The sequence below is a fragment of the Treponema sp. UBA753 genome (genome assembly GCF_002297325.1).
Lineage (GTDB): Bacteria > Spirochaetota > Spirochaetia > Treponematales > Treponemataceae > Treponema_D.
Genome location: NZ_DBKJ01000079.1, coordinates 38,345 through 50,411, shown reverse-complemented (window position 1 = coordinate 50,411; position 12,067 = coordinate 38,345). Strand labels below are relative to the sequence as shown.

The 12,067-nt window shown below is 36.6% G+C and carries 15 protein-coding genes; 10 read left to right on the top strand and 5 right to left on the bottom strand.

Annotated features, from left to right (window positions below; all coding sequences use genetic code 11):
- Both B4C08_RS07130 and B4C08_RS07125 read right to left on the bottom strand, forming a co-directional pair.
- On the bottom strand, positions 1-440 hold a 440-nt coding region (locus B4C08_RS07130; protein WP_296664167.1), incomplete at its 3' end, for a hypothetical protein.
- Between the two features lie 53 nt (positions 441-493).
- A complete protein-coding gene (locus B4C08_RS07125; protein WP_296664166.1) occupies positions 494-1,891 on the bottom strand; it encodes an MBOAT family O-acyltransferase in 1,398 nt (465 codons plus the stop codon).
- Between the two features lie 118 nt (positions 1,892-2,009).
- On the opposite strand from B4C08_RS07125, the gene B4C08_RS07120 reads away from it, so the two are divergent.
- The 6 genes from B4C08_RS07120 (at position 2,010) to B4C08_RS07095 (ending at position 5,530) form a co-directional block, all read left to right on the top strand.
- Positions 2,010-2,342 (top strand): helix-turn-helix domain-containing protein, encoded by a 333-nt coding sequence (locus B4C08_RS07120; RefSeq protein ID WP_296664165.1) that lies wholly within the window; start codon positions 2,010-2,012, stop codon positions 2,340-2,342.
- 142 nt (positions 2,343-2,484) lie between these two features.
- Positions 2,485-3,231, top strand: a complete 747-nt coding sequence (locus tag B4C08_RS07115; RefSeq protein ID WP_296664164.1) for a VUT family protein — start codon at positions 2,485-2,487, stop codon at positions 3,229-3,231.
- The gene (locus tag B4C08_RS07110; RefSeq protein WP_296664163.1) at positions 3,228-3,917 is read left to right on the top strand and encodes an SDR family NAD(P)-dependent oxidoreductase; all 690 of its coding nucleotides are present in this window, start codon (positions 3,228-3,230) and stop codon (positions 3,915-3,917) included. The genes B4C08_RS07115 and B4C08_RS07110 overlap by 4 nt, the downstream gene beginning before the upstream one ends.
- A gap of 61 nt (positions 3,918-3,978) precedes the next feature.
- Positions 3,979-4,221: an AbrB/MazE/SpoVT family DNA-binding domain-containing protein gene (locus B4C08_RS07105; protein ID WP_296664162.1), complete on the top strand. Its 243-nt coding sequence runs from the start codon at positions 3,979-3,981 to the stop codon at positions 4,219-4,221.
- Positions 4,209-4,538 (top strand): type II toxin-antitoxin system PemK/MazF family toxin, encoded by a 330-nt coding sequence (locus tag B4C08_RS07100; RefSeq protein WP_296664161.1) that lies wholly within the window; start codon positions 4,209-4,211, stop codon positions 4,536-4,538. The genes B4C08_RS07105 and B4C08_RS07100 overlap by 13 nt, the downstream gene beginning before the upstream one ends.
- A gap of 71 nt (positions 4,539-4,609) precedes the next feature.
- Complete coding sequence (locus B4C08_RS07095) at positions 4,610-5,530, top strand: M15 family metallopeptidase (RefSeq protein ID WP_296664160.1); 921 nt, start codon at positions 4,610-4,612, stop codon at positions 5,528-5,530.
- A 113-nt stretch (positions 5,531-5,643) separates the two neighbouring features.
- Here the strand turns inward: B4C08_RS07095 and B4C08_RS07090 are convergent, their stop codons facing one another.
- The gene (locus tag B4C08_RS07090) at positions 5,644-7,740 is read right to left on the bottom strand and encodes a [Fe-Fe] hydrogenase large subunit C-terminal domain-containing protein (protein ID WP_296664159.1); all 2,097 of its coding nucleotides are present in this window, start codon (positions 7,738-7,740) and stop codon (positions 5,644-5,646) included.
- Positions 7,741-7,950: 210 nt separating this feature from the next.
- Between B4C08_RS07090 and B4C08_RS07085 the strand changes: the two genes are divergently transcribed.
- From B4C08_RS07085 to B4C08_RS07070, 4 genes are all read left to right on the top strand, one after another.
- Complete coding sequence (locus B4C08_RS07085; protein ID WP_296664158.1) at positions 7,951-9,315, top strand: MATE family efflux transporter; 1,365 nt, start codon at positions 7,951-7,953, stop codon at positions 9,313-9,315.
- Positions 9,305-9,856 carry a hypothetical protein gene (locus tag B4C08_RS07080; protein WP_296664157.1) on the top strand — a complete coding sequence of 184 codons (552 nt, stop codon included), beginning with the start codon at positions 9,305-9,307 and terminating at the stop codon, positions 9,854-9,856. Before B4C08_RS07085 ends, B4C08_RS07080 begins: the two co-directional genes overlap by 11 nt.
- Positions 9,857-9,922: 66 nt before the next feature.
- Positions 9,923-10,204, top strand: coding sequence for a type II toxin-antitoxin system RelE/ParE family toxin (locus tag B4C08_RS07075; protein WP_295796523.1), 282 nt, complete (start codon positions 9,923-9,925; stop codon positions 10,202-10,204).
- A 13-nt stretch (positions 10,205-10,217) separates the two neighbouring features.
- Complete coding sequence (locus tag B4C08_RS07070) at positions 10,218-10,517, top strand: HigA family addiction module antitoxin (RefSeq protein ID WP_296664156.1); 300 nt, start codon at positions 10,218-10,220, stop codon at positions 10,515-10,517.
- Between the two features lie 4 nt (positions 10,518-10,521).
- On the opposite strand, the gene B4C08_RS07065 is transcribed toward B4C08_RS07070, so the two are convergent.
- On the bottom strand, positions 10,522-10,899 hold the full coding sequence (locus tag B4C08_RS07065) for a YccF domain-containing protein (protein ID WP_296664155.1): 378 nt from the start codon (positions 10,897-10,899) through the stop codon (positions 10,522-10,524).
- Positions 10,900-10,912: 13 nt separating this feature from the next.
- A complete protein-coding gene (locus B4C08_RS07060) occupies positions 10,913-11,641 on the bottom strand; it encodes an ABC transporter ATP-binding protein (RefSeq protein ID WP_296664154.1) in 729 nt (242 codons plus the stop codon).
- Positions 11,642-12,067 lie beyond the last annotated feature (426 nt).

The window sequence follows — 12,067 nt, the reverse complement described above, 5'->3', positions numbered from 1 at the left end:
AGTTTTTCTGTTTCTTGTGCGCAGTAATCCATAAAAGTTTTTCCTTTTGGACGATTCAAAATATAAAATTCTTCGTAAACAGAATGTTTGTTTGGCGCGACAACAGCTACAAAAATTATTCCGTTTTCTTTGCACCAGTCTGACATGCTTTTTAGGTTTAATGCGAATTTTTTAGCTCTTTCCAGTGAAATATTCCTTTTGCAAAAATCTGAAAGATTTCCATCGGCAGTATAAAAAAGCCAGCCTTGTTTACCGTATATAACGTTTCCGCTTATTTTTTCTTGAGGAAAGTATGAGTATATTTTTAAGAACTCATTTCTAAAACCGAATCTATCTGAAATATAATTATTTGCTTCTTTAAAATTTTTTGGACGGCTTTGAAGATTTCTGTTTTCTTTTTCTGAAACAGTTCCTTTGTAATTGAAGGTAATTATTGGCAAGAATAAAACTGATAAAAAGATAATAATGAATGCTATTTGATTTTTTTTCATTTTTAAAACCTAAAATAAATAAACGGATTATAAGAATTGTTGGCAAGACTTGCTATGCTAAGAAGTAAAAGTAAAATCAAAAATATGTTTTTAATTGTTTCTGGCAGTTTTATTTGCTTCCACCATTTAAAGGAAAAGATAATTGCAATGAATAGAATTGCAAAGAAAAACTTGTCAAGTATTATTGGAAGCAGTATGTTATTAAAAACTGGAGTATAGTCCTTGTAGTATTTTGTATAATTTATTCCAAGAAGTTTTAGAATAAATTTTATAGATTCTTTTGTCCCCATTCTAAAAAATGTCCATAGAAACAAAATTGAAAGGAGCGCGTATATATGTTTTAAGATTTTTATAAAAATATTTTCCTTTATTCTAAGTTTGTTGAAAAAAGTTTCAGCCATCATTAAAGTTCCATGGCCAAGTCCCCATACAATAAAGTTGAAGCTTGCTCCATGCCAAAGACCTGTTAAAAAGAAAACAATGTACTTGTTGAGTATTGTTCTTAATGTTCCGCGTCTGTTTCCTCCAAGCGGAATATATACATAGTCCTTGAACCAGGATGAAAGAGAAATATGCCATCTTCTCCAAAAATCTTTTATTGAATTTGCCATGTATGGGAAATTGAAGTTTTCTAAAAAATCAAAGCCAAACATTTTTCCAAGCCCAATTGCCATGTCTGAATATCCAGAAAAATCGTAATATATTTGCAGTGAGTATGAAACTATAGCAATCCAAGCGGCAGCAGTTCCATATTCATTGAACTGCAAGCGAAAAATATTATCGCATCCTTTTGCAAGGTAGTTTGCAATTAAAACTTTTTTAGCAAGTCCTAATATAAAACGCTGGATTCCGCAGTAAAATTGATTTAAATTAAATTTTCTATTTTCAATTTGAAAGTTAATATCGTGATAGCGAACAATAGGACCTGCAATCATTTGTGGAAAAAACATAATGTACAATGCAAGGTTAAAAATATTTTTTTGCACAAGGCTTGGAGAGTTGTAAACATCAATCATGTAAGAAAGAATTTGAAAAGTAAAAAATGAAATACCTATTGGCATTGCAAGATTTAATGAAGAGCCAAAATGAAAAACTCTAGCTGCAAAATTAAAATGTTTGAAAACAAAAAGAATTNCTAAGTTAAAAAAAATTGCTATGGCTAAAAATAGTTTTCTTAATGTATTTGAAAAGCTTATGTTTGAAACTTCTAGTCCAAGTCTATAATTTATTAAAATTGAAAATAAAATTAGAAAAATATATTTTGGTTCTCCCCAAGCATAAAAAAAACAGCTTGCAATGAGCAATACAAAATTTTTTAGTCTTAAATTTGGAACATAGTAATAACTTGCAATTGTCAGCGGCAGGAAAAATAATAAAAAGGGTATAGAAGAAAAAATCATTTTATTTACCTAAAGTAAGTATTATTTAAAATGTATATTATAATAAGTAAGTTTAAGTGTAAATATATATTCCAGATAGTAAGTGTAAAAATAGAAAATACTTACTTAAAATAAAACTATGACAGGATTAACTTTGCAAAAAAGACTTGCTTCTAATCTTAAAGCCCTTAGAAAAGGAAAATTTACACAGGAAACTTTGGCAGAAGCAACAGGTCTTTCTTCGCAAATGATAAACAATATTGAAGGATGCCGCCGTTGGCCCAGTGAAGAAACACTTGCAAAAATTGCAGATGCACTAGATACAGATGTTCAAAATTTATTTATTCCTGCCCAGGAAGAATCCAATCAGGCTGCTGATTTATATAAATTGATTTCAGATAAAATTATTGAAGATGTAAAAATTGCTGTAGATAAATCATTGGAAGATTTTCGCAAAAACAATAAAGAATAAAATCCCTTTATTTCACGCCTTGCATTTTCCGCGGAAAAATATTACATTTGCGTTGCGCAGTTTATGATTCCTCATAACTCTCCTGCGCTTTATAAATTAAAATTCTTATGGAGGCTGGCGGTTTTCTTTCCGCTGATATTTTATGAAAAAATTCTTTTCTTTTGTTTCCCGCGAAGTTAGCGACTTTAAAATTCTTTTGAGAAACATTCCTTCACTTACAGTTTCAATTTTTATTTTGTCTGTTGTCTGTGCAAACCTTATGGCAAACAAAGAACTTGTTAGCTTTAAATATGTTGCGCTTGACTGCGGATTTGCATTCAGCTGGATTATGTTTTTGTGCATGGATGTAATCTGCAAAAGGTGGGGAGCAAAGGCAGCGATAAAAATTTCACTTGTTGCTCTTGCCGCGAATCTTTTTATCTGCGTTTCATTTGCGCTGCTTGCAAGAACTCCGGGAAAGTGGGGCGAATATTACGCTTGTGAAAATCTGCTTGTGAATGATGCGCTCAATGCGACTTTTGCAGGTTCTTGGTATGTTGTGTTAGGCTCGTCTACCGCATTCGTTTCGTCATCTGTTGTAAATGCTCTGCTCAACTGTGCAATCGGAAGTTTGTTTAAGTCGGACGGATTTTTTTCATTTGCATTTCGTTCTTATATTTCAACTGCAATAGCGCAGCTTGTGGACAATTTTATTTTTGCCACAATTGTTTCAAAAGTTTTCTTTGGCTGGACTTGGATTCAGGTTTTTGTATGCTCGGCGATTGGGGCTGGCTTTGAACTTTTGGGCGAAATTTTTTTTTCCGGTTTGGGATATAAAATTGTCCGCCAGTGGGAAAAAGAAAAAGTCGGGCAAGAATATATTGAATACAAAAAGGCTTGCGCAAAATGAAAGTTTTAATTACAGGAACAAGCAGGGGAATCGGCAGATCATGCGCTTTAAAATTTCTTTCTGAAAAAAATGAAGTCATAGGACTTGATGTGCGCCCTGATTCTATAAGCGGTGATTCTTCTGTAAAGAATGTGAAATGTTATAAACATTTTGTCTGCGATATTTCACAAGAAAATTCTCTTCCGGAAATAAAAGATGTTGAAATTCTTGTGAACAATGCAGGAATGCAAACTGCCAGCAACTTCAGTCTTGATGACATAAAAGTGAACCTTGTTGGAACAATGGCTGTTACAGAAAAATATGCGTTTCAGAAAAAAATAAAATCAGTTTTGTTCAACGCTTCTGCTTCAGCTCTTACAGGAAATGAGTTTGCTTCTTATGCTGCGTCAAAGGCTGGCGTTGTGGGCTACATGAAAAACTGTTCGATTCGGCTTGCCAATAAATATCGGGCGACTTGCAATGCCTTGTGCTTCGGAGGAATTCTTACGGAACTGAACGAGCCTGTTGTTCAGGATAAATCGCTTTGGAAAAAAATCATGGACGTAACTCCGCTAAAACGCTGGGCGACCGCGGAAGAAGCCGCTGACTGGATTTACTTTATGACTGCGGTAAATAAATTCTGCACAGGACAGGCAATCGATGTTTCCGGCGGAGAACGCAATTGCGCCGACTTGTTCGTATGGTAGAAAATTGACATTTCAACAGTTATTACTTTATAATTACATTAGGTTTTACAAGGAGGTTTTTATGGTAGTTTCTGTAGTTCCAATTGGCAATTCTCGTGGAATAAGATTTCCTAAAATGATATTAGATAAATTTTTAGTGAAAGACAAAATGAATATGGAAGTAACAGAAAAAGGCATCCTGCTTACTCCCATAAAAGAAAATCCTCGTGAAGGCTGGACTGAAGCGTTTTGCAAAATGCACCAAAATAAAGAAGATATAATGGAGGACATTCCTTCTTCAGAGGAGTTTGAATGGGAATGGTAATAAATCAATACGATGTTTATCTTGTAAACTTAGATCCAACTATGGGACATGAAATAAAAAAGACGCGTCCTTGCCTTGTAATTTCCCCAGATGAAATAAATAATAATATCAGCACTATAATTATTGCTCCTATGACAACAAAGTCTCATTCATATCCGACAAGAATTCCTGTAAGATTTGAAGGAAAAAATGGCTGGATTGTTTTGGATCAAATAAGAACTGTAGATAATATCCGTCTTGTAAAAAGGCTTGGAAAAATATCAAAAAAAGAAGTTTTAGAAGTAAAAAAAACTTTAAAAGAAATGCTTGTAGATTAAAATTGTTTTAATTTGCGTCCCGCATATTTTTTAGTTGACATTGCTGGTATTTTCAATGCTATATTTAAAAAATGAAATTTTCTTCTAGTTGTTTTATCCACTGTTTTTTATTTGCGATTTTGTTTTTTCCTTGCTTCGGATTTTCATTTTCTGCATTCAAGTCAAAACCGGAAGAACCAGAGATGCTTTCATTATTTAAAAAGGCTTATCCTGATATTCAGTTTAAAAGCGAATACAATGCGTTTGCCGGAGACTGGAAAATTTCACTTTCGCATGGCGAGAGGACTGCGGAATTTTTATGGGCGGACGGAATGTTTTTGCCAGAGTCCGAATTTGAAAATAAAAATCTGTACAATTCTTTTCTATATAAATACGATTTTGTTCTGCGCGATCCTGCGGATTTTACGGACGAGGATATTGAAAGAATCAGGCAGTTTAGTTCTCCAGAAAACAGAACAAGCGGCAAGGGAACGCCTCCTTTTTTTTACGACTTTGTATATGACTGCAAGACAAGAGTTTCCCTTGAGCAGCATATAAAAAAAATATCGTTCCTTGGAAAAAAAACAAATGCGCATGAGCGACTTAGAGAGCCTCTTGTAAAAGTCGAAAAAGAAATTCTTGAAGCTTCAAAGTCTGATGCGGAAGTAAAAAATTTTTTAGATACACTTTTAAGCGCGGACAGTTATTCTTGGCGGAATATAAGCGATTCTGGCAATCGTTCTTTTCATAGTCTTGGACTTGCGCTTGACTTGCTTCCAAGAGGCTGGAAGCAGAAAAATGTATACTGGGCATGGAGACGAGATATTGACGGAGACAACTGGATGAAGCTTCCGCTTGAAAGAAGGTGGATGCCTGCGCAAAAAGTAATTGAAATTTTTGAAAACAATGGATTTTTGTGGGGCGGCAAGTGGGCAATCTGGGACAATATGCATTTTGAATATCGCCCAGAAGTTATTCTTTACAGCAGGCTGCAGAATAAGAAAGCTCAGTAACTTACTTTCAAATTTTTAACAGATTATCAATCGAGTTTCTTTCAGAAACATCGCAGGGGGCAAGCCCGATGCTGGCAGTAAAATACAAAATTCGGCATTCGGTTTAGTAAGTTTTATTTTCCTAGTTCAAGAATGCTTTCTTTTATTGCATTTGTATCAGTAAGAAGTTTTTCTGTGCGTTCTTTTACTGTTTGAGTAAGTTCGCGCATTGCTCCTACCGCCTGCAAAAGCTGTTTTCCACCTTCGTTCTGTTCTGAAATTGCACGGCGCACAGTCTGTTCCTGCTCAACTACAGTTCCAGAAAGCTGCACAACTTCTGAAAATTCCTTTTGAACATCTCCTGTGTCCTTGAACGTTGCATCAATTAGCTGCTTTACATTTTTTAGCACATCTGAAATCTTGCGTGCTTCCGAGCCAGAATTTTCAGCTAGCTTTCTAATTTCGTCTGCTACAACTGCAAATCCGCGTCCAGAATCTCCTGCGTGCGCAGCTTCGATTGCGGCGTTCATGGCAAGAAGGTTTGTCTGGCTTGCGATTTTTTGAATAACACTGCTCATTTCGCTAAGCCCGTTTGAGTTCTCTTCAATCTTAGAAACAAGCTCTGCTACGTTTTCAATTCCAGCCATTCCTTTTCTTGTTGCTCCGTCAAGAAGACCAACGGATTCTGCATTGTGTTCAAGAATGGAATTTATGGATTTGATGTTTGCAATCATTTCTTCAACAGCAGAAGATGAAGTTGAAACGCTTTCTGTCATATTGCGCGCGGCGTCTGTTAAAGTCTGGACATCTCGTCCGTTTTCTGTAAGTTTTTCAGCTCCAGCTTCAACAACTTTGCGCACAGACTGCTTTACTTCTTCCTGATGCTGCTCGTTCATAATGTCTTTTAGAATGTTTGTGTAATGAGTGCAGTTTTCCGGGCGGTTCAGTCCATTGTAAATTGCAACTGCCATCTGCTCGCAGTCTTCATATCCGCAGGCACCGCAGTTTAAAATATCCGCCTTTGTTTTTTTCTGCATATCTTTATATATTTTCTGAATTTCTTCCTGTGAAGGCTCTTTGATTTTCTGGCGGAAATACGCGCTTCTGTCAACGTAAGTTCTGTCGTAAAGTCCTGGTCGCCAAAACTCATCGATTGCCTTGTTAAGTTTTTTTAGAGCGGATTTCTTGGAGTGCCCTTTTTTCTCCCAGTATGAGCGGCGCTCTTGCATTCTGTTTTCTACAAATGCTTCCATTTCATCAAGGTGCATTCCCTTGTTTGTAGTTCCGGCTCCTTCGTTGCATCCGTTTTCGCAGTTAAGACAGTCAACTAAAGTGAAGCACGGTTTTTTGTTTTTATTCGTTTCTGAAAACTTTGCAAGGTAATGAAAAACTTTTGGGTTGCCTTCGATTTTGCGTGTCTTTTCTGAAATGCCTGGAACAAAGCGTTCTGCTGTTCTCATAAGTCCGCCCGGAGTTGAATAAAGAACTCCACGTTCTGCTGTAGGATTTTCGTATTCTACTTTTGGAAATGAGTCGAGCTTAAGATTTTTTTCTTCCATATATTTTTGGATTGAGCGCATCGTTACATTGTAGTCGCAGATTCCAGTTTCATCGAATTCACGTCGCTTTGCATAGCATGGCGAAATTGCCGCAATTTTATATCCGCTGTATTTTGTATAAAATTCTTTTATCATTTTTGCGCAGTGAAGCATCGGGCTGTCGGCTGGCGCAAGATATTTTATAAGTTCTGGACGGTAGGTTTCAATGAACGAAACAAGGGCAGGGCAAGGCTGCGAAATTATACAGTCTGGATTTTTATTTTTAATATATTCAACATAGGATTTTGTTGTAAGCTCCGCGCCAAAACTTACATCAAAAACAGCTTCCACACCAATCGACTTTAAAAATCCGTTCAGTTCAAGGTCTTTTCCGCGGAAACTAACTATTGCAGCCGGTGCTACGATTGCTACAATTTTTTCACCTTTTTTAAGAGAGTCAAAGAAAAGTTCTGCGTCATCAATTCCTTTTCTTGCTTCGTGAGTGCAGGCTTCAATGCAAGAGCCGCATCCTATGCAAAGATTTTCGTCAAAAGCAACGTGGTCTCCAGCTCCGTTGTTGCACATTTTTACAGGGCACACTGCAATGCACCTTTGGCAGTTTACGCATTTTTCTTTGTCTACAGAAATTACTGAGCGGTATTTTCCAGTTTGTGTGTTTAGATTTTTTGTCATGTTGAACTCGGTTAAAAGTGATTTATGGAATTTTATTTTGGCTAGTATCTAACGAAACCGGTTTTTCGTCAAGTATTAATAGAAGTGATTGGTTCAGACTTCATGTAATTTTTTAGCATAAGAGGCAGGCACAATTTTGTTAGAATCAATAACAAAAAATTAGCCTTTATGTTGCTTGAAACAAATTTTTGATTTAATAAAATATATTCCATGTTGAATGAAAATAAATTAGCGGCTGTAAATGACTTTACATCCGGCCCGATTCTTTCAAAGATGCTGCGTTTTATGATTCCGATTTTGGGCGCGCTGATTCTTCAAGCCGCTTATGGCGCGGTGGATATTATGGTCGTGGGAAGATTCGGAACTACGGAAGGAATTTCTGGTGTTTCCACTGGCTCAAATATAATGAACCTTTTTACATTTGTTCTTGCAGGTTTTGCAACTTCTGTTACAGTTCTTATAGCAAAGTATCTGGGAGAGAAAAAGCCTGAAAAAATCAGCCGTGTTATTGGAGGCTCTGTAGTTTTCTTTTTATGCGCAGGAATTCTTTTTACAGTTTGCCTTGTTGTTTTTGCAAGACCAATCGCGCTTCTTATGCAGGCTCCTTCCGAAGCGATTAACCATACAGTTCAGTATATAAGAATTTGCGGAGTTGGATTTGTTTTTATTCTTGCGTACAATTTAATCAGCGCAGTTTTCCGCGGACTGGGAGACTCAAAAAGTCCTCTGCTTTTTGTTGGAATTGCTTGCGCCGTGAACATTGCAGGCGATCTTGTTTTGATTGCAGGATTTAAAATGAATGTTGCCGGAGCTGCAATTGCGACTGTTGCGGCCCAGGCAGTTTCCGTCGTCCTTTCTATAATTATAATCAAAAGAAAAAAACTCGTGCATATAAATGGAAAAGACTTTTGTTTTAATGAGGAACTGCGCGGAATAATAAAAATTGGAATTCCTATAGGATTTCAGGAGCTTTTGACTCAAATATCTTTTATGTGCCTTGTTGCGTTTATAAATCGGCTTGGGCTTGAAGCTTCTTCTGGCTACGGAGTTGCAAATAAAATTGTTGCGTTTGTAATGCTTGTTCCAAGTTCTCTCATGCAGTCAATGTCCAGCTTTGTCTCACAGAACGTTGGCGCAAAAAACGAAAAACGTGCGACAAAATCCATGCTTACAGGAATGGCGATTGGCGCGTTCATAGGAATTTTTGTTTTCACTTTGATTTTCTTTAAAGGCGACTTTGTGTCTTCTGTTTTTACCGACAACGCAAATGTAATCCGCCGCTCATTTGAATACTTGCGAGGGTTTGCAATTGAAGCTGTTGTAACTTCTGTGCTGTTCAGTTTTATCGGCTACTTTAACGGACACGGCGCAACAATGCTTGTTATGATTCAGGGGCTTGCGCAGTCGTTTCTTGTGCGGCTTCCGATGTCGTACATAATGTCTGTGCAGCCTGATGCAAGCCTTGCAATGATTGGTCTTGCCGCTCCTACAGCAACAGTTTTTGGAATCGCCTTGAACCTTGTGTTCTTTATTTTTTACCAGAAAAAACTTAAAATAAGGGGTAATGAAAACTAAGAAAGCTGAACTTTTTTCCATTGCGTTTTTCTTGCTTTTATTTCTGAACGGAATCTGCCTTTATGCGCAAGATGAAGTGCGCCATAATCCGTGGTCGCTTATAATCTACCGCCCGGAAAACAGCTGGCAGATAAATGAAACTCGCTGCTACCTAAAGCTCGAAGACGCGGAAACTGGTGAAGACGTAACTTACACAAAAGCCAAAGCGAACTATTCCTGGATCAGCGAACCCAAAAAAGGAATTCCTTATGAGCGTTATTATTATCTTTGCGGCGGAATGGCAATGCATCTTCTTTTAAAGAAGGGAAGATATAAAATTAGTTTTTGCACGCCCAAAGAAAAAATTTTTGCGCAAGGACTTTCCCAGAAACTTTTTGAAAAAGACTGGAACTCAAACATTTTTTTGTATGACACAGAAAATCCTGCAAAAGTAATCTTTGTAAGTCCCACCGCCAATGAAAACGGCTTTTATAACGGTAGTTGGCACATTGATCACAAAGCCCCAGAGTTCTTTAAGTTTACAAAACCGGAAAGAGATTAAGGTAAAATTTGAAATTAGTTTTTATATCTTCTTGACAGATATATCTGAATAATAGATAATGTGTGTATGATAAAATCATTTGCAGATTCTGAAACTGAAAAAATCTGGAATGGAAAGAAATCAAAAAAGTTTCCGTCTGAAATTCATAAAAGAGTTTTTGCAAAGCTATTGATAATCAATTCAGCGGAAAATGAAGATGACTTAAGAATTCCTCCAGGAAATAAATTTGAGCATCTGCAAGGAAACTTAAAAGATTATTGTTCCATAAGAGTAAATAGTCAATGGAGAATAATGTTCAAGTTTCAAAACAATGAAGCTTATGAACTTCAAATTGTGGATTACCACTAAACGGAGGTTTTCTATGTCTGAAAGATTTGAATTGCCAACCGCAGGAGAAATTCTTACAGAGGAATTTCTTGAGCCATTAAATATCACGCCTTATAGACTTTCAAAAGATTTAGGTGTTTCGTCTAGCACAGTTTTAGATTTAGTTCACGGAAAACGAAAGATAACTGTAGAAATGTCTTTGCGCCTTGCAAAATATTTTGGAACAACCTCAAAATTTTGGCTTAATTTGCAGAATGAGCTGGATCTGCGAGAGGCTGAAATCAGACTGGAAAAAGATTTGAAAAAAATCTCAGCTTGCAAGCAGATTGCATAGCGTTTCACACTTTTATTTCTATCCTTGCACCGAATGGCAGGAATGCAAGTTTTAAGAGCTTAAAGCACTGAAGTCCAAGCGGAATTCCGATGATTGTGCAGCACAAAACAATTCCTGCCGCCAAATATCCAAGCGCAAGCTCAAGGCCGCCAAAGACAACCCAAAGAATGTTCAGCATAAGCGAGCTTGTTTTTGTTCCAAGCAAAATATTTTTTCCGAATGGACAGAATGAAACGCAAGACAATTTAAAGCACTGAATTCCCACTGGAATGCCAACAATTGTAATGCACCAAAGCAAGCCAATTGCTAGCCATGCAAGTCCGGAAATAAATCCGCAAAGTATGAACCAAATAATATTTCCAAAGAATCTAAAAAGTCCCATAAAAAACTCCTTTCTACGCGCTGATGATTTTTCCGTCGGAAATCTTTATCACATGGTCCGCCATGTTTACGATTTTTGCATCGTGCGTTGAAAAAATAAATGTTGTCTCAAGCTCTTTATTCAGCTTTTTCATAAGCTCAAGAATCTGATCTCCATTTTTTGAATCCAAGTTTGCAGTCGGCTCATCGGCAAGAATTACAGGAGCTTTTGTTGACAGCGCGCGCGCAATTGCCACCCTTTGCCTTTGTCCGCCAGAAAGCTCAGAAGGCTTGTGGTTTTTCCATGCGGAAAGTCCGACTGTTTCAATCAGAAAGTCAACCCATTCGTCAAGCTCCTTTTTGCCCATGGTTTCGGTTGCGAACGAAGGTCCGAGCGTAAGCGGAAGCTCCACATTTTCCCTTACATTTAAAACTGGAATCAAATTGAATGTCTGAAAAATAAATCCGAGATTTTTTCTTCTAAGAACTGTGAGCTTTTTGTCTAATGCGGCGGAAAGTTTTGTGTCTACTGAAAGCTTTGTTTGCGCGTAGATGTCGTTTCCGTTTAAAAGCAAAGTGCCGGAAGTAGGTAGGTCAACAAGCCCGATTATGTTCAGAAGTGTGGACTTTCCCGAGCCGGATGAACCGGAAATTGCCGCAAATTCACCTTTTTTTATTGAAAACGAAGCCTTGTCCACAGCTTTTACAATAACTTTGTCCATCTTGTAGTTTTTGGAAATATCTTTAAGCTCAATAAGATTCATTGCAATAGTATAGCAGACTTAATCATAAAGTTCCACAGGAATTTTTCACTGCTTCTGTGCCTTCCAGCAGTACTTACATCCTCTTCTCGTATGCCTTGCGCTTTCCATCTGCACTGCTTGTATTGCTTTGAAATTAAGTTTATTTTTATGTGATATTAAGTTAATGTAAATTGAATTTTAAGTTGATTTTTATTTGAAATTAACTTGATTTCATTTTAATCTTAACTTAATTTTGTTTTGATTTTAACTTAAAATTTATTTGTTTTTAACTTAATTTCACTTTAAAATTAAGTTAATTTTGATTTTATATTAATTTTGTTTTACTTGTATTTAAATTTAATTTTTCAGTTAAATCAATTTGATTTTATAAAGCATAAAGTACTTTATGTATATGCTGAAAGCCTCTAACGGCTCTGTTTTTATGCT